At 38.2% G+C, this 25,504-nt stretch carries 27 protein-coding genes and 1 pseudogene; 6 read left to right on the top strand and 22 right to left on the bottom strand.

What is annotated here, in order from left to right; genetic code table 11:
* Positions 1 to 112 precede the first annotated feature (112 nt).
* From ndk to MCBB_RS07870, 18 genes are all read right to left on the bottom strand, one after another.
* Entirely contained in the window at positions 113 to 571 is a 459-nt protein-coding gene (gene ndk, locus MCBB_RS07955; protein ID WP_071907257.1) for a nucleoside-diphosphate kinase, read from the bottom strand.
* On the bottom strand, positions 568 to 729 hold the full coding sequence (locus tag MCBB_RS07950) for a 50S ribosomal protein L24e (RefSeq protein ID WP_071907256.1): 162 nt from the start codon (positions 727 to 729) through the stop codon (positions 568 to 570). The genes ndk and MCBB_RS07950 overlap by 4 nt, the downstream gene beginning before the upstream one ends.
* Positions 730 to 746: 17 nt before the next feature.
* A complete protein-coding gene (locus MCBB_RS07945) occupies positions 747 to 953 on the bottom strand; it encodes a 30S ribosomal protein S28e (RefSeq protein WP_071907255.1) in 207 nt (68 codons plus the stop codon).
* Positions 954 to 1,035: 82 nt separating this feature from the next.
* Positions 1,036 to 1,407: a 50S ribosomal protein L7Ae gene (gene rpl7ae, locus MCBB_RS07940; RefSeq protein ID WP_071907254.1), complete on the bottom strand. Its 372-nt coding sequence runs from the start codon at positions 1,405 to 1,407 to the stop codon at positions 1,036 to 1,038.
* Between the two features lie 417 nt (positions 1,408 to 1,824).
* On the bottom strand, positions 1,825 to 3,222 hold the full coding sequence (locus MCBB_RS07935; RefSeq protein ID WP_084789912.1) for a cation diffusion facilitator family transporter: 1,398 nt from the start codon (positions 3,220 to 3,222) through the stop codon (positions 1,825 to 1,827).
* Between the two features lie 73 nt (positions 3,223 to 3,295).
* Positions 3,296 to 3,895 carry a TMEM175 family protein gene (locus MCBB_RS07930; protein WP_084789910.1) on the bottom strand — a complete coding sequence of 200 codons (600 nt, stop codon included), beginning with the start codon at positions 3,893 to 3,895 and terminating at the stop codon, positions 3,296 to 3,298.
* A gap of 422 nt (positions 3,896 to 4,317) precedes the next feature.
* The gene (gene hmtB, locus MCBB_RS07925) at positions 4,318 to 4,521 is read right to left on the bottom strand and encodes a histone HmtB (protein ID WP_071907253.1); all 204 of its coding nucleotides are present in this window, start codon (positions 4,519 to 4,521) and stop codon (positions 4,318 to 4,320) included.
* Positions 4,522 to 4,758: 237 nt separating this feature from the next.
* Entirely contained in the window at positions 4,759 to 5,955 is a 1,197-nt protein-coding gene (thrC, locus tag MCBB_RS07920) for a threonine synthase (protein ID WP_071907252.1), read from the bottom strand.
* Between the two features lie 361 nt (positions 5,956 to 6,316).
* A complete protein-coding gene (locus MCBB_RS07915) occupies positions 6,317 to 6,982 on the bottom strand; it encodes a stage II sporulation protein M (RefSeq protein ID WP_231916339.1) in 666 nt (221 codons plus the stop codon).
* A gap of 28 nt (positions 6,983 to 7,010) precedes the next feature.
* On the bottom strand, positions 7,011 to 8,108 hold the full coding sequence (locus MCBB_RS07910) for a tryptophan--tRNA ligase (protein ID WP_071907251.1): 1,098 nt from the start codon (positions 8,106 to 8,108) through the stop codon (positions 7,011 to 7,013).
* A gap of 382 nt (positions 8,109 to 8,490) precedes the next feature.
* Complete coding sequence (gene endA, locus MCBB_RS07905; protein WP_071907250.1) at positions 8,491 to 8,994, bottom strand: tRNA-intron lyase; 504 nt, start codon at positions 8,992 to 8,994, stop codon at positions 8,491 to 8,493.
* A gap of 157 nt (positions 8,995 to 9,151) precedes the next feature.
* Positions 9,152 to 9,748, bottom strand: coding sequence for a 6-phospho-3-hexuloisomerase (gene hxlB / locus MCBB_RS07900; RefSeq protein WP_071907249.1), 597 nt, complete (start codon positions 9,746 to 9,748; stop codon positions 9,152 to 9,154).
* A 112-nt stretch (positions 9,749 to 9,860) separates the two neighbouring features.
* On the bottom strand, positions 9,861 to 10,532 hold the full coding sequence (npdG, locus tag MCBB_RS07895; RefSeq protein WP_071907248.1) for an NADPH-dependent F420 reductase: 672 nt from the start codon (positions 10,530 to 10,532) through the stop codon (positions 9,861 to 9,863).
* Between the two features lie 151 nt (positions 10,533 to 10,683).
* Positions 10,684 to 11,454, bottom strand: a complete 771-nt coding sequence (locus MCBB_RS07890; RefSeq protein ID WP_071907247.1) for a sugar phosphate isomerase/epimerase family protein — start codon at positions 11,452 to 11,454, stop codon at positions 10,684 to 10,686.
* 167 nt (positions 11,455 to 11,621) lie between these two features.
* Entirely contained in the window at positions 11,622 to 13,445 is a 1,824-nt protein-coding gene (locus MCBB_RS07885; RefSeq protein ID WP_071907246.1) for a PINc/VapC family ATPase, read from the bottom strand.
* Positions 13,446 to 13,871, bottom strand: coding sequence for a phosphoribosyl-AMP cyclohydrolase (hisI, locus tag MCBB_RS07880; protein ID WP_071907245.1), 426 nt, complete (start codon positions 13,869 to 13,871; stop codon positions 13,446 to 13,448).
* A gap of 147 nt (positions 13,872 to 14,018) precedes the next feature.
* Complete coding sequence (gene hisS / locus MCBB_RS07875; protein WP_071907244.1) at positions 14,019 to 15,299, bottom strand: histidine--tRNA ligase; 1,281 nt, start codon at positions 15,297 to 15,299, stop codon at positions 14,019 to 14,021.
* Between the two features lie 424 nt (positions 15,300 to 15,723).
* Entirely contained in the window at positions 15,724 to 16,386 is a 663-nt protein-coding gene (locus MCBB_RS07870; protein WP_071907243.1) for an RNA ligase partner protein, read from the bottom strand.
* Positions 16,387 to 16,744: 358 nt separating this feature from the next.
* Here MCBB_RS07870 and MCBB_RS07865 point away from each other — a divergent pair, with 358 nt between their 5' ends.
* The 6 genes and pseudogenes from MCBB_RS07865 (at position 16,745) to MCBB_RS07840 (ending at position 21,259) form a co-directional block, all read left to right on the top strand.
* Complete coding sequence (locus MCBB_RS07865; protein ID WP_071907242.1) at positions 16,745 to 17,890, top strand: ABC transporter permease; 1,146 nt, start codon at positions 16,745 to 16,747, stop codon at positions 17,888 to 17,890.
* Positions 17,883 to 18,566, top strand: coding sequence for an ABC transporter ATP-binding protein (locus MCBB_RS07860; protein ID WP_071907241.1), 684 nt, complete (start codon positions 17,883 to 17,885; stop codon positions 18,564 to 18,566). Before MCBB_RS07865 ends, MCBB_RS07860 begins: the two co-directional genes overlap by 8 nt.
* A 215-nt stretch (positions 18,567 to 18,781) precedes the next feature.
* A pseudogene (locus MCBB_RS07855) lies at positions 18,782 to 19,064 on the top strand (ArsR/SmtB family transcription factor).
* Positions 19,065 to 19,081: 17 nt separating this feature from the next.
* A complete protein-coding gene (locus MCBB_RS07850) occupies positions 19,082 to 19,387 on the top strand; it encodes a hypothetical protein (RefSeq protein ID WP_071907240.1) in 306 nt (101 codons plus the stop codon).
* A gap of 81 nt (positions 19,388 to 19,468) precedes the next feature.
* A complete protein-coding gene (gene aroE, locus MCBB_RS07845) occupies positions 19,469 to 20,329 on the top strand; it encodes a shikimate dehydrogenase (protein WP_071907239.1) in 861 nt (286 codons plus the stop codon).
* A 57-nt stretch (positions 20,330 to 20,386) separates the two neighbouring features.
* Positions 20,387 to 21,259, top strand: a complete 873-nt coding sequence (locus MCBB_RS07840) for a TatD family hydrolase (protein WP_071907238.1) — start codon at positions 20,387 to 20,389, stop codon at positions 21,257 to 21,259.
* A gap of 235 nt (positions 21,260 to 21,494) precedes the next feature.
* On the opposite strand, the gene MCBB_RS07835 is transcribed toward MCBB_RS07840, so the two are convergent.
* The 4 genes from MCBB_RS07835 to MCBB_RS07820 all read right to left on the bottom strand — a co-directional run bounded on the left by MCBB_RS07835 (position 21,495) and on the right by MCBB_RS07820 (position 25,456).
* Positions 21,495 to 22,076 (bottom strand): TIGR00267 family protein, encoded by a 582-nt coding sequence (locus MCBB_RS07835; RefSeq protein ID WP_071907237.1) that lies wholly within the window; start codon positions 22,074 to 22,076, stop codon positions 21,495 to 21,497.
* A gap of 226 nt (positions 22,077 to 22,302) precedes the next feature.
* Positions 22,303 to 23,511: a hydroxymethylglutaryl-CoA reductase (NADPH) gene (hmgA, locus tag MCBB_RS07830; protein ID WP_071907236.1), complete on the bottom strand. Its 1,209-nt coding sequence runs from the start codon at positions 23,509 to 23,511 to the stop codon at positions 22,303 to 22,305.
* Positions 23,512 to 23,783: 272 nt separating this feature from the next.
* Entirely contained in the window at positions 23,784 to 24,644 is an 861-nt protein-coding gene (gene sucD / locus MCBB_RS07825) for a succinate--CoA ligase subunit alpha (RefSeq protein ID WP_071907235.1), read from the bottom strand.
* A gap of 86 nt (positions 24,645 to 24,730) precedes the next feature.
* Positions 24,731 to 25,456, bottom strand: coding sequence for a hypothetical protein (locus tag MCBB_RS07820; RefSeq protein ID WP_071907234.1), 726 nt, complete (start codon positions 25,454 to 25,456; stop codon positions 24,731 to 24,733).
* Positions 25,457 to 25,504 lie beyond the last annotated feature (48 nt).

Below are 25,504 nucleotides of genomic sequence, written 5' to 3'. Positions count from 1 at the left end.
AGGATAATGTTGGTTAAATTGAATCGTCATTGAATCCTTTGATTCATGAAACAGATGTTAAAATTTGAAAAAAAGAGCTTAAAAATTAAACGCTCTTCAATCAACTCTTTTTTTAAGGTTCTTCGTATATCAGTTCTTCATCAGGCAGAACGTATTCGCAGATTTCAGATTCATCGAAAAATAGTGATATTTCTCTTTTTGCAGAATCTGGTGCATCTGAAGCGTGTATTATATTTCTACCTGTGTCTATGGCATAGTCGCCTCTTATTGTACCCATATCAGCTTCCTGAGGGTTGGTGGCTCCTACCATCTTCCTGATCATGCTTATGCATTCTTCGCCTTCAATGACTGTTGCAAGCACTGGTCCGGAGGTTATGTAGTCAACGAGGTCTTTGAAGAATGGTTTTTCAGCGTGTTCTCCGTAGTGTGTTTCTGCAAGTTCCTTGTTTATAACCATCATCTTTGCAGCCAGTATCTTGAGTCCGCGTTTTTCAAAACGGCCTATGACTTCTCCGGCAAGTCTCCTTTTAACTGCATCAGGTTTAAGCATTACGAAGCTTCTCTGTTTCATTGTTTAACCCACTTAACCTTTCTTGGAACTCTTCCGAGTTTTATCCTGTTTTTCTCACATTTACTGCTGCAGAAGAAATAGACTGTTCCGTCCTTTTTAACGTACATTTTTCCTGTACCTTCTTCAATTTCTTCTCCGCAGAATGAACATGTTCTCATATTAAACACCTGTCTGTCTATGGGGTACGGATTTCCTTAGCTTCCCGTATTGTGTCCAGCAACATTAAAACGTCGCCTTCTTTTATTGCGCCCATGACGTTTCTGGTTAATATTCTACCTTTATCTCTTCCATCGAGTATCCTACATTTTACCTGCATGACTTCTCCAGTCATTCCAGTTCTTTTGAGAACTTCAATCACTTCAGCAGGAGTTGCTTCTCCCATTACAATCACCTTCAATAAATGAGAAAGGTATTGGTTTGATAGACTCTTTTGAGTCCCCTAAACCTTTCTTGTAAAAATAGTTCTATTTTTTGAGTTCTTCGACTTTCTCAACGATGTCTTTGATCAAGTCTTCAGCTTCGCCTGCTTCTATTATACATGCGGATGCTGTACCAACATTGAGACCTGCTGCTTCTCCTAATTCATCCTTGGTTGGGATGTAAACGTAAGGAATCTCTTTTTCTTCAGCGAGTACAGGTAAGTGTGCTGCTATTTCTGGTGGTTCGATGTCCTCAGCTATTAAAACGAGTACTGCGTTACCCCTTTCTATGGTTTTGGTAACCTCGTTTGTTCCTTTACCTACTTTACCTGTGTCTTTTGCTATTTCTAGAGCTTCGTAAGCTTTGTCAGCTATTTCTTTTGGTACGTCGAATTTAACATACATTGCTTTTGCCATTTTTTTACCTCCTTTTTCATCTGGTTTTAACCATCCATCGGCAGATCTTACTTTTACATTTCAAACTATAAAAGTTCTTCCGATCAGGCAATGACTTAAATTTAATCATTTAAATCAATTTGTGTGTTTAAATTTTTGTTTAAACAACTACCTGGAACATCCCATTTATCAAATCTCTTTTTGGGGAATTATCCAAGGGTTAAATCCTATTTAAAACCTATTTAAACTTAAAAATACATGATTTTAGAAGTTCAAAATTAGTTTATTAGATGTTTCAGCATCATAGTATATATACTTTCTTTATGCCTTTTAGATGCTGATTAAACATCTCTGCTACATGACTTTTATTCTTTGCGGATATAAATTCCAATTATTTCCTGAACCCCTCTTGAAACTCTTATCTTTAGATTTTATTCCTTAATTCTCATCTGAAAGTTTCAAAAGGAAAGAATCAGAGAATTTAACATCGTAGTACTCAAAATCATGTGATATCCTGTTGAAATGTTTTACACCCTTTTCTGTTAATAGGTACTCTGTTTCATTTGTTCTTATCAATTCTAAATCCATTAAGGGACTTACTATCTCAGAGAAGTTTTGCCTGTAATTGAACTCTTCATGGGGTGTTAATTTCAGCTCTGAAAGCACAGGTATGTAACGGGCTTTGAAAGCATTTTCAAGGGATTTTATCAGTCCTTCTTTTGTTTTAATATCTTTCCTATGAATTGCAAACAGTATCCAGAACTGGAAGGATTCATAATGGTTCAGTTTCATGTAATCCCCGAATGCAGTTTTGTACTGGGATAGATCGGTATCATCACCTTGGTATGATGATATTGCTTCCCTTGAAAGTCCAATGGCATCTCTCAATATTCCTAAGGATATGAATATTCCAACGATGGCATCAACGTAGTATACTCCGTAGATAGAGAAAACTGCACCTAAAATTACTGCAGACCCTATCATTATATGGTTTTTTGAATCAACGGATTGTGATACAATGGTTAAATTGTTCCTTTCCCGTCCAATGTGTCGTTGATAAATGAACAGGAAAATTGCAGTTAGTATGGCTATGAATTCAACAGCCATAACCAGGTAAGCATGGGAGATTGGTGTGAGTGTACCTGTTAATGCAACTATTATCCTCCTTAGGGCTTCAGAACCCACACTGAAGGCCGCAACAAAGAGCATGAAGATAACAAGAACTGTACTTAGGAATTCTCTGTGAATCTTTAGTCCCAGCCAGACCAAAAATGCTGAAATTGTGTCTGTTGTTGCATCAGCACCATCTGCTATTAAACCAACACTTCCAGTGACCAAACCCGATGACAACTTCATGATGGCCAGGAAGAAATTGATGAAGATGGTGTTTCTTGCAGCAGATGATGTTTCAAGCAGATCCTTCTCAATTAAACTGCTCCTTTTTTCCATTCTTTTGATTAGTTCGCTGGCTTTTTTGTTACCTTTATCAGTCAACTCGTAGGTTCCATTGGGGTTGCATATTGCCAGACCATTTTTTACAAGGGTTTCACATTCAAGGCCGGCATCTATGCCTACTTCTTTTGAGCTGTCATTTCTTCGTTCCTTGTAGTAAACTTCGTATATGCTGTACCTCAACCTTGAGAGATATGTGAAGGTTGTTTCAAGGGAGGATTTGTTATTTTCATGCCACTGCTGGTACCATATCTTTGAAATAAAAATAACTGTTTTATCGTTTAGATCCATGACACTCAGAGGATTCTCTTTGTAGAGTGCCATTAGAAGAAATTTATCGTAACCGATAAGGGGTTTATCCTTTAGTTTAGAATTTTTGTTCACGTAAATGCTCCTTAATTATATGAAATTGTATTTTCACCTAACATGTAATTTACATAATTCTTACAATCAACATTTAAACAAATCTTTCCAGCACTAAGAGAGCTACATAAACGGTACTGCACCACTTTGGTATTATTAGGGACAATACGGTTGCTGTTAATGACACTCCCACAAAAAGGAGGCATGTTAATTTTATACTCTTTATTTTTGTTTTATCCATTTTTTTGTTGATTAACCCTTTTTTAGTTGCATAATGCCAGTTTAAATAGAGCAAACTTGCAATTCCTAATAGGTTTAAGTTGAATATGAGTTGAGATATTGTGTAACCACTGTAGTCTCCGCTTATTTCTGTTGAAAATGGAACTATGGCAATAAAAAGAAGCCATACTATGTTTATCCATAAAAATACACTGTCCACATGTTTCACATAGTGCAATTGTTTATGATTGGCTGTCCAGAACATTGCAAGAAGAATAAAGCTTAAAACAAAATTGAAAAATGGAAATGCTATAGTGTAAAGAGCTTTTTGTATAGATGCATCTGATACTGGACCTGATACTGAAGGCACTCCTATGGTCAAAACTATCAATGTCATAGCTATTGCAAAGATACCATCTGTAATAGCTAAGATACGGTCTGTGGTCATGTAATCTGATTCTTTAAAATTATCCAATTCAATCTCCTCTTACTGGTGAATTATTGGTTATGAATTATTGTTTTCAACGTTTTATATGTTTCTTCATTGAGTACAATGTCACCAATGACTTATTCACAGAAATTTATATTATGAAAAAAAGTTTAAAGATTGAAATGATTTTATATTTGGGCTAAGAATTGGATCTTATGGAACAATCCTTGTTTAACCCCAAAATTAACCTTATCTTTAAGAATATTACTTTCTGTGGGGATAAGAATACTAACTTGGGTCAGGGAATGCCATTCAGATCCCAGTTTTAAAAACGGAGTATTGAACTATTTTACTGATTCAAAAATAGTTTAAGACTTGAAAAATGATTTCAATAAATACTAAAACTAACAATTAAAATTGATGTAAAAACTAATTAATATAATCAAAAAGAAAGATAGTTAAGGGACTTAGCGTCCTTTAACTGCCATTTCTATGTCAGATGCTTTTATTGTTTTCCTTCCGGCGTGTTTTGCAAGTTTAACAGCCTGTGAAGCTATTTCTTCACCTTTTTCTTCTAAAACTTTTGCTAGAGCTTCCCTAGCATCGTCACTGACCCTTTCTGCACCTGCATTTTTTATTATTCTTCCTATTGGAGCAATTGGTAATTCCATCTTTAATCACCTCATTTTTGTATATTAGTTATATTACTCTGTTGTCATACTGCTATATATATTTATCGTTTTATTTGGTGATTTTTTGATGATCTGTGTGCTGATGGGTCATGTCATGGTCATCCATATGATCTTGGGTCAGCCCATGACAAATCATGTGGTATTGGGACACTCATAAAAAATTAGAATAGAAATAAGTTTTGATTTTCCCTAAAAAAAATTGTAAGAGGAAATCCATTATTTGCCAGTAATAATACGTGAAAGAGCATTAATATCTGCTTCAACTTCAACAGGCTTTTCACACGCATTTATGGCAGTATTAGGGTCTTTTAACAGATGTCCAGTCACAATACAAACTACTTTTTCTCCCTTATCCACTTTACCGGTTTCAACTAACTTCTTAAGCCCTGCAATGGATGCTGCAGACGCAGGTTCAACACCAATTCCCTCGGTTCTTGCAAGTAATTTCTGGGCGTTGAGTATCTCATCGTCGGTCACAGTCTCGGCAAGACCATTGGAGTCATAGATTGCACGGAGAGCTTTTGTTGCACTCACAGGTGCACCGATTCTTATGGCGGTTGCAACGGTTTCCGGGTTTTCAACAGGTATTATATCTTTTTTACCATTCTTTACAGCGTTGTATATTGGTGCTGCACCTTCTGCCTGGATTCCAGTCATCATTGGCAGTTCATCAATGAATCCTGCATTGTAGAACTCGTTCACACCCTTCCATATTGCAGATATGTTTCCTGCATTTCCAACAGGCAGTATTATCCTGTCTGGGGACTGCCATCCAAGGTCGTCAACGATCTCAAATCCAATTGATTTTTGACCCTCCAGTCTGAAGGGGTTCACTGAATTTAAGAGGTAAAGCTGACCCTGAAGTGCCAGAGCAGTTATTGCCTCAAGGGCTTCATCGAAGTTTCCTTTAATGGAGATTACATCAGCTCCATGGAACATTGCCTGAGCAAGTTTTCCAAGGGCAACCTTTCCAGCTGGTAGAAGCACCACGCATCTTTTGCCTGCACGTGCTGCATAGGCTGCCAGTGAAGCTGAAGTATTTCCAGTTGATGCACATCCAACGGTGTCAACACCAAGTTCAACTGCCTTGGTGATTCCAACACTCATCCCCCTGTCTTTGAAGCTTCCAGTTGGATTGGAACCTTCAACCTTCACGTAGAGGTCCACTCCAAGGTCTTCTCCAAGCTTCTGACATCTTACGAAGGGTGTTCCTCCCTCTTCAAGGCTCACGATCTTTGATTGGTCAACAGGCATGAACTCCTTGTACTTCCACATGGTTGATTTTCGACAGCTAAAAACATCTTTTGAAACATCTGGGCTGCATTCCACCTCTAATATGGAACCGCATTCTTTACAAGTGTAAATTATTTCATCAAGGGCGTACTCTGCACCGCAGGATATACATCTTATCATCATCTCACCTTTTTTTAACTTTTAAATAATTTTTTGATTTTTTAATTAAAATTTTAGGGTTATGTGTTATTTTTAATCTTAAAATAACCCTAAAAATTTACGAATTTAATCTCATGTTTAAATGGATAATTACAAAACATCTTTATTTTTCTTTCAGTCTATTTTATTCATTTTATCTTTATTAAATATAGATTTAGATTTTTCATGATATAAAAATTGATTCAACAGTAATTTTTCAAAAAAAATCCGTGGTTTCAATGAATGTTGGCAATTCAATAATTGAAGATGATTTGAATGCCAAAAAACAGTAAAGTGAAGAAAAAAAGTGAAGAAAAAGATAAGTAATGGAATTAATTCACGTTTATAGCGTACTTTGAATGTAGTTTCCCCATGCAATACTTAGATTTGCTTCTATGAATGCTGCGATGATGAGCAGTACAACGGCGATCACAAAAAGCTTGAGTGATTCACTGATTTCATCCATGTGGCTTTCAAAAACGTACTTCATTTGGGTTACGGTGGATATGTCTGATCTTATGTGTAACATATCCTTAAACACATTTACAATCCAACTTGTGAGTCTGAATCCCGCAGCTCCTGCTATAATGATTCCAATGACTTCAAAAACTCCATGGGGTATTGTGTATACTACGAAGTTGCCAAGTTGGTACTGGGTTGCTGCATATCCAATGAAAAGTCCGTTCAAGGCTAAAAAATAGAATGTGCCAATTCCAAGGACTAATCCTCCAAGGTAAATAAACAATGCTATCTGGATGTTGTTTGTGAATATTGATAGGGTGGTTAATTTAAGCTGTCCCTCAGTGATCTTCTTTTTAAATTCCGACATAACAACACTTAATATGCTGTCAAGGGCACCTGAAAATGCGTAACCCACGAATATGGATATTACGAATATGGTGGCAGAAAGAATCAAAAAGGTTTCATTTCTCTTGTAAAGGCCGCTGAAAAAGCCGTCATATTTATCTTTTTTAAGCATGTCCATCTTCCTCTTAAGTAATCTTAACAATTACCTCATAATTCATTATTCCATATTACTACTTGTCCATTAAAACTTTTTCGGCAACATCCATGGCGTCTTTCCTGCTTTTTGAGATGTCTTCAAAGAAGGCTCTCATCATACTTGAAGCCCTAGCTTTACATTCACCACACATAACTGCACCATTCTTACAGTCATGGTAGATCTCCTTGAGTTCATCATCAGATTTTACAAGGTGGTAAAGTAGCATTTCATAGACAGAACAATCTTCAGGAACTCCTCCCATTTCCTTCTGTTCAGCAAGGCTTTCCCTTCCCCCTGTTTTTGCAGATTTGATCTTCTTCTCGGCAACCTCAGGACTGTCACTTAAAAATATTGCAGTTTTTGGCTTGCTGCTGGACATCTTATCTCCTGTGAGCCCTGTTATGAACCTGTGGTAAGTTGAAGATGGGGCAATGAAGTTGAATTTGGATTTGAAACGTTCTGCAATGTCCCTTGTTAACCTTATATGTGGATCCTGATCTGGACCTACAGGCACAACTGTAGGCTTGGGGCCACCACATTCCTCAAGCTGAGGATGGAGAATATCTGCAACCTGCATGAGCGGAACGTAGAGATGTGAGATGTTTGTGGAACCTCCAAAGCCATATATTGCCTTCATCTCGTTGAGGTTCACCCTGCGACCAAGCACGTAGGCAAGATCTCCAACGAGTTTGTTTTCAGACTGGAGGTAAGTGTGAACATTTTTTTTGTTAAAATCAAGGCCAAGTGCTATGTAATTGGTTATATACTCCTCTACAGCAAGTTTTCTTGAGTCTTCAAAGTCAACTTCCCTTGCGGAGTAGGATTCCATGTCTGCTATGGGTATGTAAATATCTGCACCCTTTGCCTGGTACCATACAAGCTGATCCACTATCATCTTGTGGCCGATGTGCATTTTACCACTTGGCATCATTCCACTTACAACTGCAAAGTCTGAACCTTCCCTTATTGCCTTTACAATTCTTCCGTAGTCCCTCTGACCGAAGATTATACCTCTCTTCATGAGCATGTGGGGATCATCTATGTCATCAATCATATCTGAGAATGGTTTGATTCCAAACTGTTCTATAAGCTTTTCATAGTCTACAACTGCTGAACTCCATGGATCTATCACTGAATCACCTTAAATTCATTATATTAAACTTAAATTCATATATTAATCCCTTAACATGAAATATTCATTAACATTAAACAAAATTTCATCAACATATAATGATGGTATCTGATTTTTGTTGTTCTTTTAATTTTGATTCGGTTTAATAACTTTAATAATTTGTTTAAGTTGATAACTGTATTTTAAAAACAGGATTTTAGTTGTTATTAAAAATTTATCAATCTTTTAAAGTGTTGATTATCTTTTTACTATCAATTAACACATCATTACTCAATAAAAAATTTATCTATTGATTTAAAGATCATTGAATGGTGAATGTTCCAATTTCTCAAGTATATCCCAAGTATATCCAAAGTGTATCCCAAGTTTATTATTCCAAGTTTTAAGGCCTTGTCCATTCCACGTTGTAGTAGGTTATATCGTTTTCATCATCAACAACTGCAAAGAGAAGTTTTTTATTCACTCCATGGGCAACCCTAACGTAACTTGAAAGGTCGAACATAGTTATGCTACAGTTTTCAGGGGCAACCTTCACCAGGTAATGGGAATGACCTTCACCCGGGGAAGTTCCTCGCTCGTAAAGTCTGAATTCAGAGCCATATTTGAAGCCGGTTTTAACTATGTAACCTCTGTTTCGAAGATCCCTGAAAACTATGTATTTGGTGAAAAGATCCTTGCTGCGTATTATGTGGAACATGTCCTCAATGGAAAGCTGTTTTTTACCATCTGAAACTTCCAGTTTCTCCTTCTCCATTAAAAGAAGTGCTTCAATAAGGGAAAGCTGCAGTCCTTCCTCGGTAAGATTACCGTAATGACTTTTATCGTAGATCTTCCCTCCATTACTACCCCTTATTATTACTAAATCCTCTGATAACTCTCCATTCATATTCAAACTCGCCCCAATACGTTGATAAATATTATAAATGTATTCCTTCACGTTGTTTTAACGTTTTCCAAAAATATGAGTAAAATACTGGCCTTTTATAGATTAACTAACTTGAATGCGAATTTTCATGTTAGTTACTGTTTTTTTATTCATTATGTTATTCTATGGTTGCATGTCTTTTTTTTAGGTCAACTTCCTTCTTACCGAGGCGGGCCATGAATTCAGCTATAAGACCATCAAGGAAAAGATGTGTACTATCTTCGAAAAGGGTTCCCATTGGAGTTAAATCATCGTACTCTCCCTTCAGAACATGGGATGTGTAGTGTTTCCATGGCTGTTTCCCAGGGTCCTTTGTTTTACTTTCGATGTTAACAACAACATCGGATCTTTTACCCAGTGTTGAAGTTGTAGTTGCAGTTATTGCAACGACATTTGCCCCTGTTTCTGATGCAGTTTCTGCAGCCATTGTAACAGCTTTTGTTTCACCGGAACCGGATATTGCAATTAAACAATCTGTATCCTTTATTGCAGGGGTTGTAACGTCTCCAACAACATGTACACTGAAGCCCAGGTGCATCAATCGCATTGCAAACGCCATACCCATGAGTTCGGATCTTCCGCTGCCCACTATGAAGATAGATTCTGCATTCAAGATGCAATCTATCATTTTATCCACTTCTTCTTCATTTATCAGGTCTATAACCTTTAAGGCATGTTTCGTTATATTTTCTGCTGTCTTTTTTATGTACTCCATATTTCTGAACCTTTAATTGATTTTTTATTATAAATGCTCTTTAAAAAGTAAATAAACAGGTTTTTATTGGATTGATTAAATTGTAACGTGTATTTAAATTAATCAATGATTTCTAAAGCCCGGTTATTCTTATACCGGTAAGTTTTACCTTGTTTCGGATGTTAAGGTTTATGAGCATTGCTGTTATCTTTTCAACGACACGAGCATTTTCAAGTGCACCGCAGTCTATTGCTTTGACCCCTGGAATCTTCTCTGCAAGTTCTATCACTGTTTTTTTAGCCTCAAGGTCATCTCCAGATATGAGACAGTCACACTGAACATCTTCTGGAATGTTTGTGAGGCTTGCAGCGCTTATGTTGTTGAATGCGGATACTACCTTCACATCTTTTTCATTCAGGAATTCTGCGGATCTTTCAACTGCAGAACCTTCCCAGAGGTCCACGTACCTTGTTGGCCTACCACCTAAGCAGGTTTCAAGGGGAACAGTTGCATCAACGAATGTTTTGCCTTCAAGTTCATCCTTGATACTTTTGAGGGTAACCATCTGTGCCTGGAGGGGAACGGTTAAAACAACGATATCTCCGGCTCTTGCAGCATCAGGGTTTGTCATTGGGGTGAGGTTATTTATCTCCTCTTTTCCAAGCATGCTTTTTATTTCAGAAACTGCATTTTCGGCCTTTTTAACGTCACGTGATCCTATTACAACGTCTTCTCCAGCTATTGCAAATCTGAGTGCCAATCCAAGTCCCTGATCTCCAGTTCCACCAATTATCGATATTTTCATGAAAACATGTCTCCTCTACTTTTTTTAAGGTTTACTTCTTTTAAAGAAGAGTATCTTAAGAATTATATTTAAAATTATATTCTGAATTTTTATATTCTGAAGTTTGAGTTTTTTGCCTTTAAATTCCAATTTTTCTGAACATTTTATGAATCTATTTCATGTTTTTCATCTGTGATTTCAGGTAATCGAGACTTTCATCAACATCATCAAGATTTCTGACTTCAACAACAAGAATGTCCTTGTAATTGGATTTATCCAGGTTTTTAAGGAGTTTTTCAAAGTTTATACCATTTTCACCTTGAGTACCCAGTGCCTGGTGGGTGTCGAAGGATCCATCGTTGTCACTGAGGTGCACATGCTTCACGAGTTTTGATCCAACCATTTCCTCGGTAGAAAAACCCATGTTATGTGCATGACCAACATCCAGGGTCATGTAAGCATTTATATCCTCAACAAGGTCTTCAAGTTCCTTTATATCCTTACCAAGAAGTCCATGGATGTCTGGCATGTTTTCAACACACATCACAACTCCACAATCTTCTGCGTATTTTGCACATTCTGTGAGGGATTCCAGATTGTACCTGTGGATTTTATCTGGAAATCTATCACCAAGGATGGGCATGGTACCTGGATGAACAACAACGAGTCCTGGTTCCAGTTTTGATGCAGCATCAATGGAATTTTTCATCTGTTGAACCGAAGAATTCCGTATTGTTCTGTTGTGGGATGCGATATTGATATCCGAGATTGGAGCGTGCACACTCACCTTTAATTTGTATGAATCAACAACATCACTGTCTATCTCATGGTAGGGATTCTCATTTATTACCTCACAGTGATCAACACCCCTCTCCTCAAGTTTTGAAAGAACATTCTCAAGGGGTGTAGGGTAAAGTGCAAGGGTTGATACGCTGATTTTCATTTGATACGCCTTTTAAATGTGTTTTAATATTTTTTATTTTATTTCATCCTTCTTTTTAATTCTTCAAATAAAAATTAATTAATTTTATAAATTAATTTTTAAATCAATTTTATAATTTTTATTCTAAGATTAAGAACCACAACACTAAGAATTCCAATTATTCAGGGTCATTCCTCCCTGATCCTGGCATTTATTGATAAATTCCTTTTCAGTGCATTTATTACTATATTAGCAAGTTCAATGTCTTTTTTTATTTTGATGATGCCTTTTTTACCTACCGTGGCTGTGAAAAGATATTCATTGTCCACTAGGATGTCGAAGGGCGTTCCAACTGCATCCTTTTTGAAGCTGAGCACAACGTAATTTCCTGAAAGTTCAGCGTTTATTGGGAAGTTGTCCCCAGTTTCCTTGGCCTGTAGGGGTTCAACACCTATGCTTATACCGATACGCTTTTCAACTTCATCTATGGTTTTACCTCTCTTACCAATGAGCTGTGGAATATGTCTTTCATCCAACCAGACTGTTGCACGTTTATCAGACTTCATATCCACTTCAATGGTGGCATCGGGAATTCTACGCTTTATTTCTTTTATTATTTCACGTTCTGCAATCTTCTGGAGGGGTGTTTTCTCGAATGTGGTTTCACCAACATCCATAACGATTGTTTGTTCACCGTAGGTGTATATCTCATGTACGGGGGTTCCTGTTTCAAAGTCTTTGATCTCTATAACCGGCCTTGCAAGATCAGCTTCTATCATCCCTGTTGGAACCTTGACGGTTAATTCAACATCGTAGATGGCTGCAACCCTACCTTCATTTATGAATATGGTTGTGTCAACTATGGATGGAATCATTCCAAGCTCCACCCTTCCAATGATCCTCTGAAGAGCGTCTATTGGTCGGGTTGAGTGCACAACACCGATCATTCCAACACCAGCAAGTCTCATATCCGCGAATATCTTGAAATCCTTTGTTTTACGCAGTTCATCATATATGGTGTAATCTGGGCGCACAAGAAGCAGTATATCTGCTGTTTTGGCCATATCATCTTCAAGGGGTGCGTACTGTGTTATCTCATCACTGACCTGCAGATCACGTGGTGATTCCATGGTTTTAACAACTGCACCAATGTCTTTACTGTAAAAGTCTGCTACAGCCTGGGCAAAGGTACTTTTACCAGCACCAGGAGGTCCTGAAATAAGTATTCCCTTGGCACTGTTGCGGAGCCTGTCCACCAACTTGTCTGGAAGTTTGTAATCATCAAGTGAGACCTTTGCAACGGGCCTTACAACTGTGATTTCAATTCCATCGGAGAAGGGAGGTCTTGCAATGGATATACGATACTCCCTGAACTGGACAACAGTTGCACCATCCATTTCTATCTCAATGAAACTTTTGAAATCGCTCTTTGTTCTTTCAATAATCTCCCTGGCCATTCTCTCGATTTCGATGCGTTTGAGGGGTTTAGGACTTATCTTCACCAGTTTTATATGTCCTGGTTTTCCCTTCTTGGCCATTGGCCTGACATTTTCCTTGAGGTGAATGGACATGGTGTTCTTGTCAAAGAACTTTCCAACCTCCAGGTCTTTGTAGGCAACCATTTCCTGTTTCAGATAAATTGCATGGAGTCCCTGGGCTTCTGCAACTTCCTTCTGAACTTTATCGCTGGTTATGAGGGTGGCATCGTTTGCACCTGCAGTGTCCCTTATCATTGCATCTATTTCCCCACCCTTTGCAAGGGATATCTCTTCAAGGGTTGGTCTTCTCCCAACGTACTTAAGAGAGATTTTACCATCTTTACAAAGTTTTTGAAGTTCCTTCAACTCTTCCAAACCATTGAATCCTGTTTCACGTCCCTTATTAGCCTGGTTTTCCAATTCAGATATAACTGCTTCTGGAATTATCACCTCACATCCTGTGTAATCCTTATCCTGGACTATTCCTGTGATCCTACCATCCACAATCACACTTGTATCTGGAACTATTCTCATTTACTTCTCCCCATAAATTTTTTCAGGCTCAAAAATCTTTTCCTTAACTATCCGAACGTTACATTTACCTGCATCCTGTCCCACAGAGTCTTCGGAGCATATTTGTCTGAAGAAACATGAGAAATAGCCCTCATGGCATGCTCCTCCATTCTGTTTAACCTTCAAAAGCACAGCATCTTCATCACAGTCCGTTAAGATCTCCTTAACCTCCTGAAAATGCCCTGAACTTTCACCCTTGAACCAGAGCTTGCCCCTGGAAGTGCTCCAGTAATGGGCTTTACCAGTTTCAATGGTTTTTTCAAGGGCTTCTTTGTTCATGTAGGCCACCATGAGAACTTCAGAAGTTTTGTAGTCCTGTGCAATTGCTATAACCAGTTTTTCACCCTTAACCTCATGTCTGAAGTTGAGTTCTAAAGGTCCATCCATTTTTTTAACCATCCACCTTTTTTTTAAACATTCCTCATTTTTTTTACAAGATTTTAAAAGATGATCCATTTGAGCTTAGACGTTCATGGAATAGGATCAAATACTTTTAAGGATTAAATACTTTCAAAACACTTATTGACTATTTTTTCAATTCTGAAAGTAATTCGTAATCTCTAAAAGGTCTACAAGTTCCTGTTCACCAGATTCCATGTTTTTAACTGTTACCTTACCTTCCTCGAGTTCCCTTGCACCCACAAGCACCACATATTTTATGCCTGCAGTGTTTGCATGGGACAGTACCTTCTTGAGTTTCTTACCTGCAAGGTCAACATCCGTTGAAACCCCACTTTTACGGAGTTTTTGAGCTATTTCAAAGGCCTTTAACTTCACATCTTTATTTATGGGGGCAACGAAGACATCAACATGTCCTGTGACTGGGATTTCTGCTTTTTGCTTTCTCAGGGCTTCCATAACCCTGTCGAAGCCAAAGGCAAATCCAGTGGATTCAACTTCCTCGCCACCAAATATCTCTATTAAATTATAGGTTCCCCCACCACTTATCTGTTTTTGTGCACCGAGGCCATGGACGTAGATCTCAAAAACTGTTCCAGAGTAGTAATCCAGACCACGTGCAATACCAAGGTTAACAATGTAATCATGGAAATCAAAGGCTTCAAGGGCTTCAAGAAGTTCTCGAACTTCCTTCAATGCTTCAAGAGATTTTTCGTTGTAGCTGATTATTTCCTCAACCTCATCAAGGATACTTCCATCACCCTTCATTCCTATCAGCTTCAGGAGGGTTTCCCTGGATCGATCATCAACCTCAAGCTTGTTAAGCAGATCCTGGAGCGCCTCAACATCACCCTTATCTATGAGGCCCATTATCTGGTCGTGTTCTTCCCCAAAGATTCCTGCACCATTGATTATGTTTCTGAGTATTCCGAGGTTTCCTATATTGATCTCGTAGCCCTCAAGTCCCAGTTCCTCGAGGCAGTGGCCTGACATTGCAATGATCTCAGCCTCAGAACTTGGAACCTTTCCTCCTATGAGTTCGCATCCAAACTGCCAGAACTGTCTGAACCTGCCTGCCTGTGGCCTTTCGTACCTGAAACAGCTCCCGAAGTAGTACATCTTAATGGGTTTGGGAGTTTTTTGGAGTTCATTCAGGTAAAGCCTTGCAACAGGGGCTGTGAGTTCCGGTCTTAGGGCCAAATCCCTTCCTCCTTTATCCTGAAAGTGGTAGATCTGTTCCTTTATTCCTTCCCCTGATTTTGTTGTGAAAAGAGATAGTTCCTCAAATATTGGGGTTTTTATCTCACTGTAACCATAGGTTTCAAATATTCTTCTTAAAGTATTTTCAACATATTTACGTTCTTCCATTTCATTAAAAAGGAAATCACGAGTTCCTCTAGGTTTTTTTATTTCCATTTAAGTCTCCTGCCTTTGAAAAATGTGATTAAATTGTTTAATTATTAAATTTAAGAATTTTTTCAAGTTTTCATTGATTATTTTGTCATGATCATTTTTATTTTATCATCTAAAAAATTTTATCATCTAAAAACTATTTCTCTAGGCTTGGTTTTTAATTTTTTCATTTTCATTTTGATTGTGGATATGAGAATTTTTTTTAATGCAGTTATTTTATTAGGAATTGAGGTTTATTTAGAATCAGAAATCCTGCTTAAATCTTTAGACATATTTGAATTAAATTTAATTGCACTAGAATTTTATAATAAAAATTTATACTGAAAATAATAAAAAAAATCATAATAATAATATTTGAAAAATCTCTTAAACTTTTCTTAGAAAAAAAGTAATTTTTGATTTCTTTTTAAAACATGTAATTTTTGACCTATTCGTAGTATTTAAGATATTCTCCAAGCATCTTAGGGAATGACTTCGCACTCAAAAACCTAAGGCCCAGTCTTTCACCCCAAACCTTGATTCCCTCATCTGCAGCTACAACCCCTGCGCCAAGCTCCTTTGCAAGGAGGAGAACATCGAGATCAGGGGCGCTGTCAAGGGTTCCCTTCCTTAAAGCTGCTCTGTAACGTTTTCGGAAGTCTGTGATTGATTTTCCAATGACCTCAACTTCAACGTCTGTTTTCTTCTCTCCCCGGGATAACATGACCATTGATTCAACTGCAGCCTCCCAGACTGCACTTTCAGATATGCGCATTCCCTTGTTCATGCGTTCCCTCATGTCCTGAACGTACTCGTAGAATATCTCAGATGGTATCTTGGTGTCGTAGCGGTTTGGTGTTTTCTTAACGATCCAGGTTTCAGCTTTGACCATTATTTCCTCAGGGCATTCGTAACGGGCCATGTAGTCTGAGAACTCTTTGTAGGTGACAGGTGGCATGTGGCAGCTTATGTTGAGTTTTATTCTGGACCTTGCAATGAGGTCCAGTAACACATCAACGGTTTTTGTGAGTTCTCCCTCTCCATAATCTTCCCTAAGCTGGTTATCTGTAAAAGCGGTTGTATCCAGAACGAATCTTTGCTTTGCAAGCAACATTACCACCCCCTTTTTTATAAAATTTTCCTGCAAAATCTTCTTATTAAAATCTGAAACTACAGATAAAGATTTTTATAATATTATTATTTATAAAGCGATTTATATAAAAGTTACAGAAAAATAATGCACAAAATTATCTCCTGAGTTGGGAAGTATTTTGTAATGTCAGATCTTATCATATCACCAATTGGGATTTGTATATTAAACATGAAATTCTACGGGAAGAATAAGATTTGCATATAATTTGTAAGAAATTTGCAGGTAATTTTGAAATATCTACTTAAATACTCTTTTTTTAATCAATACCACAGATTAGACAGATTAGATATCACTAAAACCAGGAGGGTATTGAATAATGAATTATCTGGGTTTAATTCTGAAAAATCCATTTAGAAATAAAACAAGGGCTTCCCTTGCAATTGTGGGCATTGCAATTGGAATTGCAACTATTGTGGCATTGGGTCTTGTCACAAGTGCTCTTCAATCATCCACAGAAACTACTCTTAAAGCAGGGCAAGCTGAAATTACTGTAATGACAAATGGTTCAAACAGCTTTCAATCATCTGCTGATCTTAATCTGACTCAATTAGATAATGTTAAGGCGATAAGTGGAGTTAAAGATGCTACCGGAGTTTTAACCGAGAGGGTCAACTTAAATAGTTCAAGTTCCTCAAGTCAAGGATTTGGTCCAAGTGGTTTTTCTGTGACTGGTATTGACAGCAGCAAATTAACTCTTGCAGGTATAAATGCAAGCAGTATCAATGGAACTATTTACAGTGGCAGTGCAAACGAGATCATAATAGGTAAAACCGCAGCTGCAAATCAAAACAAAACCATTGGAGATACTGTAACCCTTTACAACCAAACTTTCAAAATTGTTGGAATCTATGAAACTGGAAGCTTCATGACAGATGGTGGAGCCTACATGTCTCTAAGTAAACTTCAAAATTTAACGTCCAACTCTAACAAAATCAGCAACATTTTAGTTAAAGTTAATGCCAATGCCAATGTCACTCAGGTAAGCCAGGCAATCACAAATACTTATCCTACTTTAACCACAACAACCGCATTAGATCAAGCCAAAATGGTGAATAACCTGTTAAGTGTGATTAATACGGCAACATGGGCAATTTCACTTCTTGCAATAGTAATTGGAGGAGTGGGAGTGATAAACACTATGATAATGTCAGTATACGAAAGAACTCGTGAAATTGGAGTTCTAAAAGCTGTAGGATGGACCAGTAAAAGAATACTTGGAATGATACTAGGAGAATCTATTGTAATTACCCTAGCAGCTGCCGTAGTAGGTACCATCGTAGGTACCGTGCTGGTTGAAGGAGGCTTAATGATCTATGGTATCACTGCATTGAAACCCGTATTTACACTTGATTTGTTTGTAAGGGCCTTTGGAGTTGCTCTACTTGTTGGTGTAATTGGAGGAATTTATCCAGCTTACAGAGCAAGCAGATTAGCACCAACGGAGGCGTTGCGCTATGAATAACGAAAATATAATCGAAATACACAAACTCAAAAAAAGTTATGATAAAGGCAAAATAAAAGCATTGAACGGCATCGATCTTGAAATAAAAAAAGGAGAATTTGTTTCCATAATTGGACCTTCAGGTTCAGGAAAATCAACCCTCCTGAACATGTTGGGAGCATTGGATACAGCAGATGAGGGTACCATAAACGTTGCTGGTGTAGATTTAACAAAATCCAGGGATCTAAGCCAATTCAGATCAAAGGAAATAGGCTTTGTCTTTCAGCTGCACAACCTCATTCCAAACCTCACGGTGCTTGAAAATGTGCAGATTCCAATGCTTGAAACTCATCTTTCCAGTGAAAAAAGAGAGGAAAGAGCCATGGAACTTTTGAAATCTGTACAACTTGAAGATAAAGTTAATCAAAGGCCAACTAAACTTTCTGGAGGACAGAGACAACGGGTAGCTATTGCAAGAGCACTGGTGAATCATCCGTCCATTGTTTTAGCGGATGAACCAACAGGGTCTTTAGATTCCAAGACAGGAGATATTATTTTAGATCTCCTTAAGGATCTTCATAAAAAAGAGAATGTAACTCTTGTAATGGTAACACATGAACCTTATGTTGCTAATCTGGCTGAAAGAAGTATAACCGTTAAAGATGGTAAAATAATAGAAGAAAAAATAAATACTTAACCAATTAACAAAATGGCAGCTTTTCTATTTAATGAAAACCACTGCCACTAAACTTTTTTTACTTCTACATTGTACATGGAGGACAATTCTCATAAATAAATTTTTAAAATATTGTGTGGTTAAATAGTAACATACTTCTAAATTAAAAGTAAAATATTATTAAAGAGTTAAATTAAACCTTAAACTCATTTTAATAATGCAAAATAGGGATAATTATGAAAAAAGTGCTTTGGTGGCTGATATTAGGTACACGGGGTGGAATAAACCGCGCAAAAATTATTAAAAAATTAAATGAACGGCCTTACAATGCACATCAGTTAACAAAAGAATTAAATCTTAATTATAGGACCATTACTCATCATATTAAGATTTTGGAAGATAGTAACGTGGTTGAGTCTACTGGAGAAAAATATGGTAAGATGTATTTCCTTTCAGATAAAATGGAAAAAAAATTATGCTGATTTTGAAGCTATTTGGGAACAAATACGTGACAAATAATTAATTCAGGTGTTAAAATGGTAATAGAATCACTGGGAGCTATGGGAATTGTATACATCGCAATTATAATTGCAAATATTGGTATTTTATTAGGGTTACTTTACGTCTATATTCGGAGTTACAGGCAGATAAAAATTGGATTTACAATAGGACTTATCTTATTTGCTTCAATTTTCTTACTTAAAAGTATCTTTGAGCTTACATTCTTATTAATGACGGGTAACACAATACATGGCAACCATAATTTCACAGGAGATATTATTGGAGGTCTTATCCAGTTTGTAGCTTTCACCATACTTTTAAAAATAACATGGGATTACTAAAAAAGTTGTACCTACCAATTAATGTTTGTGAAGGTTTAAGTTGATGAATCATAGAAATCATTGATAAAACAAGGTGGTAAAATGATAACTGGAAGAACCAATGTTTTCGGTATAATGGGAGACCCGGTGGAGCACAGCCTCTCACCTCCAATGCACAACGCAGCATTTAAAAAACTGGGAATGGACAGTGTTTATGTCCCATTTCATGTCAAAAAGGGTGAAATTGGTGCTGCAATTCAAGGGGCACTTGTAATGGGAGTAAAGGGACTTAACGTCACGATTCCTCATAAAACCAGTGTAATGGAACATCTTGATGAAATTGACCATGCTGCAGAACTCATAGGTGCTGTGAACACCGTGAAGTTCAATAATGGTGCAAGGGGTTACAACACCGATGGTCTGGGTGCAGTGAGGGCAATTGAAGAAGTCACACCTGTGAAAAATAAGAAAGTGGTAATCTTAGGAGCTGGAGGTGCTGCTAGGGCAGTTTCATTCCAGATACTTCTTGAAGGTGCAGGGGAAGTTGTTATTGCAAACAGAACGGTTGAAAAGGCAAAATCCCTCAGGAACGACCTTGTATCCAATCTTGATGCAAGTGTGAAAGCTTCTGATCTGGATCTGGAGGTCATAGGGGAGATTCAGGATGCAGACATTCTCATAAACACAACACCAATAGGTATGTACCCAAACATCGATGATGAACCCATTATAAATGCAGATGTGATGCATGAGGATCTGGTTGTCAACGACATAGTTTACAACCCCTTTGAAACAGGCCTTTTGAAGGAGGCAAAGAAAGCAGGTGCCAAGGTGGTTCCAGGAACCAGGATGCTTATTTACCAGGGAGTTGAGGCCTTCAAGATATGGACTGGAGTTGAAGCTCCTGTGGATATTTTTGAAAAGGCACTTATGAAGGAGCTGGGCCTTGGGGAGGAACTCTGATCCTTAAAATATTTTAAACCAACTCAATCTTTTAACCAATTCAGGGGATGAAAAATTATGGAAGATATTCCAGTGACAGACAACCACATACACGTGGATCCAATCCATGGTGAAGGACCAGTTGCAGTGGCAACCAAATTTAAAAGAGCCGGTGGAAGTGTCATGATCAGTCCAAACAAGCCAACATGGACTGTTGGAGAATCATGCACCTTCAAAGAGGCAATGGAACTCGGAATAAAGTACGTGGATACCATAAACACCGAGACAGATATTAAGGCATTTGCTGTTGTGGGTGCACATCCAGCTGAACTCTCAAGACGCGTCAAGGAAGGATTGGGCCTTGAAAAGGGTGAAAAAATAATGAGGGGTGCCCTTGAAACAGCTCAGAAGCTTGTGCTTGATGGCAGAGCTGTGGGTATAGGTGAGGTTGGAAGGCCCCACTACGAGGTTTCTACAGAGGAACTCCAGGTTCACAACAGACTCATAAATTATGCAATGGAACTTGCAAAGGATGCAAACTGTCCAGTGCAGCTCCACACAGAAACCTCAGGACCAGCAGAATTCAAAGAATTTGCCAAGATGGCAGACGAAGCAGGACTTAAAAGATCACAGGTCATAAAACATTTTTCAGGACCGATGGTGCTGGATGAAGAAAACCACGGCTTGACACCATCCCTAATCGCAACGAGGGACGTGGTGACAGAAGGTGTTGAGAAGCTTCATTTAAAGCTTTCAAATGGGAAGCTGAACTTCATCATGGAAACAGATTACATGGATGACCTTTCAAGGCCTGGAGCAGTTCTCGGCCCGAAAACAGTTCCAAGACGAACAAGGGAACTTCTTGAGAAGGGCATCATCACAGAGGATGAGGCCTACAGGATACACGTTGAGAACGTTGAACGGATTTACCACGTGGATCTGGGCTTTTAAACCATTTAAAACCTTAAAATAGATTTAACTTTTTATTAAGTTTTATTACTTCTTTTTTTTAAAATTAAAACATATCTACCTTTTTTAGATTATTTTTTTAATTATTATTTAAAATAGTATTTAAAATAGAATATTTAAAAATAAATTTTCTTATTCCATATCTACTAAATATTTAATATGAATCTGTTTAAATAGATTTTAGGGTATTTAACCCATTAAAACCTAAATAAACCTATTATCCGTGACTTCCCCCAATGAGGAAACTCACAACACTTATGGCAACACCTATGGCCATGATTTCCACACTCGTTCTTAGAAGGCTACTTCTGGATACTTTGCCCAGATAAACTCCCAGAAGCACGAGTGCTACAAAACACAGGGTAACTGTGGTTATTATGGCGGTCGTTCTGTCTCCAATGAGGAGAAATGGTAGAACAGGTACGAATGAGCCTATGAAGCTTGAGAATCCATGGGTGAACATGCTCATGTGAACCCTTTTCTTTGCCTGGCTGTGGATAACAGTGTCTTCAAGTTTTCCCTCATCCAGCATCATCTTATGTTCAAGTTCACGCATGGTACGGGTTTCCTCAGCCCTTTCGCCTATGAAGGAACCGAAGGCATTGGACATTGCAAGGGCTATTCCACCGCTGAGTCCTGTAAGGCCTATGGCATAGTTGGGTGTTGCTACCCCACCTGCACTGGCTACTCCTGCAGCTGCAATTGTTATTCCCATAACTGCAAGGATTCCGTCGAGGGTTCCAAGGGCAATGTAACGGCTCATGTTGAAGTATTCATGTATGAATTCGCGTATGTTCATTTTCTAGTTTATCTCCTGATAGATCTTAATTCTTGATCGTGTAATCGTAAAAATAGAGTTATTGGAGTATCTAATATTAATGCTTTTAATTAATTTTTTAATTATTTCTTTAGTATATGAGTTTTAGATTTATTCAATTTTTAAAAGGATTTGGCAGATTTCTTTATAAATTTTTATTTAAAAAGTTTTTATTTAAAATGAAGGGAATTTAAGGATTCAGCACCATTCATCCCCTTCCAAGTTCCTTATGTGCCCGTGCAAGATGTCCTGCTGCAAGCGCACCCATAAGCGACAGCTCACCAGCCAGTACAGCTCCTGCAAGTATCTCTGAAAACTTACCAACCTTTCCACTGCCATGGGCATCCATTATTTCAAGGCATTCTCTGGCAGTTTCAAGCCTTGTACCCCCGCCTATGGTTGCAACTGGAACATCTGGAAGTGTGACTGAGAAGTAGAGGTCACCGTCAACTGCTTCGGCGGTGGTTATTCCAAGGCTTCCCTCTACGATGTGAGCTTCGTCCTGACCTGTTGCAAGGAAAACAGCCCCAATAATGTTGGCGTACTGAGCGTTAAATCCCATACTTCCTGCAATAGCGGAACCTATCAAGTTCTTTGCAGTGTTAACCTCAACAACTGCTTCAGGTGTTGTTTTAAGTTTCTTCTCAACGATCTCCCTTGGAATCTTAACCTCTGCAACCAGGGTTTTTCCACGGCCTTCAATGAGGTTCAGTGCAGATGGTTTCTTATCAACGCAGAAGTTACCGCTTAATGCAATGATATGTGCACCTGTTTTATGGGTTAAAAGGTTCAGTGCAGCCTCAGTTGCAATTGTAACCATGTTCATTCCCATACTGTCGCCTGTTGTGAAAACGAAGCGTGGATAAACGTATTTGCCCACCACAACTGTTGGGTCTATTTTAACGAGCTTTCCATGTCTTGTTGTTACTTCTGCAGCTTTTTTAAGCTCTGAAAAGTTTGATTCTATCCATTTCTTAATTTCAACTGCATGGGTAACTGATTCTGCTTTTATGACTGGTGCACGGGTCATTTTATCTCCAACGATCCTTACATTTGCTCCGCCTGATGCTTTTATAGTGGAACAGCCCCTGTTGATGGATGCAATCAGTGCACCTTCAGATGTTGCCAGTGGCACGTAGAACTCTCCCTCTGCATGTTCACCAAGGATTTTAAGTGGTCCTGCAACGCCTAATGGTATTTGAATGGTTCCTATTGGGTTTTCAATGTTTCTTTTCATGGCCTCTTCCATATTTAGAGAGTACTTTGAAACATGCTCCATACTGGTGTTTGCAAACCTTTCAACAAACTCCCTCCTTATATCCAGGGCTTCAATAACACTTTCAGTGTGTTTATCAATTTCATGGAGTTTCATATCACCATTTAAGAGTTTCTTTATAATCTCATCTTTTTCTACCATTTTTCTCACTCAAAATCCTTTTTTCAATTGAAATATTTTTTTATTAGATACATCCACTTGAATGGGCTTCAAATCCCAAAATATTCTCTTTAAATTGAAAACTCTTTAAATTGAAAATATAATATCTTATTTGTTTTTTTATTATAAAAAAAGTTATAAAAATAATGATTAAATGATAAAAGAGAATTTTAGATTACCCTATTTTTTCAAGATATCTAGTTTCAACTCTTTGAAAAGAATATTTAATGATATTCCTTTCAGTTGATACGTCCTTAAATCATGTCCTTGATAATTCCTGCAATCTCAGATGGGCGTTTTGCAACTGTCACACCTGCAGATTCCAGTGCTTTTATTTTACTTGCTGCAGTACCACTTTCACCATCAATTATGGCTCCTGCGTGGCCCATTCTCTTTCCAGGTGGTGCTGTTACCCCTGCAATGTAAGCAATAACAGGTTTTTTTATGTTTTCAGCTATAAAAGTTGCTGCTTTTTCCTCTGCTGTGCCTCCAATTTCACCTATCATCACCATAAAATCAGTGTTTTCATCTTCCTCGAACCTTTGAAGCACGCTTGAGAAGTTCATTCCAACAACAGGGTCTCCTCCAATACCAAGGCATGTGCTCTGTCCCATTCCAGCATTGGTTATTTGACTTGCAACTTCGTAGGTAAGGGTTCCACTTCTTGAAACTATTCCAATGTTTCCAGGGCGGAATATGTGTGTGGGCATTATTCCAAGCTTTCCAACGCCAGGACTAATTACTCCCGGTGTGTTTGGTCCGATGAGTGTTGTATCGTTCTTCTCTGCGTAGGCCACGATCTCCATTGCATCGTGGACTGGAATGTGCTCTGTGATTATAACCGCCAGGTCCAGCTGGGATATGGCCTCAAAGGCAGCATCCTTTGCAAAGGGTGCAGGTACAAATATTATGGAGGCGTTCACATCAACATCCTCTTTTATCTCAGCTATAGAATTGTAAATTGGTACACCATCAATTTCCTGTCCTCCCTTACCTGGACTGGTCCCTGCAACAATGTTTGTACCGTATTTAATCATCTGTTCGGTGTGAAAGGAACCTTGCTTCCCTGTAACTCCCTGAACAGCACATTTTGTATTTTTATCAAGAATTATCATTAATATCACGCTCTGTTATCCTTAAACTATATTTTCCTTAATTCTCCTTTAAATTTAAGTAAATTTAATCATTTGATTCAATTCGTTTATCCTAAAATCCTCATCCGAGATGAAAGCGGTACTGCAAGGTCCATAACGTTCCCGTTCATGTAGGCTGAAACTGATACTATAACGCTTCCAGGAATAACGTAGGAGGGGGTGCCTCTCTTGACCATGTAAACATTTTTATTTCCAAGTGCAGCTCCAACCATGGCACCTGCAACGATTCCAACACTTTCTATGTCTTCTATGGTTGCAACCACAACCGGGTCATCTGTTTCATCTGAAACGTATCCCACGCCAGGTATCTTGCGGATACCGTCCATTCCGCCACCACCAACATCTGTGACATTTTCCATGCCCTTTGCAGCATCCATTGCAGATTTTGCAACTTTTTTAACGAAGGGTTCACCTCCGTAGGTGTCGAAGGCCAGAATTATTCCATCAGGGTATCTGTCCTGCCTTATTTTTGCTTCAGCATATGAAATACCTTCCCCTGCTCCTTCAGGAGTTTCTGATATCCCATCCACATCTCCAAGACTTTCTGCATTACGTCGGAGTATGTCAACGATCCCTGCATTGACTGACTGGAGATTCTCATCCTCTACAAAGGCACTTATAACAACATCATCTCCAGTGATGTTTGTAAGAGCCGCTTTTTCTGCACCCATATCAATAAGAGAAGGAATATCCTTTTCAATGCCATTTATAAGTCTTTTACTGCAGGAAACATCGTTCCCGGATATGTCTGCACCAATTGAAGTTAACTTCAAGTTATCACCCTTAGGAATTTAAAAATGCACAAATTCATCTTAGAATCT

The sequence above is a fragment of the Methanobacterium congolense genome, from assembly GCF_900095295.1.
GTDB lineage: Archaea > Methanobacteriota > Methanobacteria > Methanobacteriales > Methanobacteriaceae > Methanobacterium_C > Methanobacterium_C congolense.
Note: the sequence above shows the minus strand (reverse complement) of the source record. Positions and strands in the feature narration are given on the sequence as shown.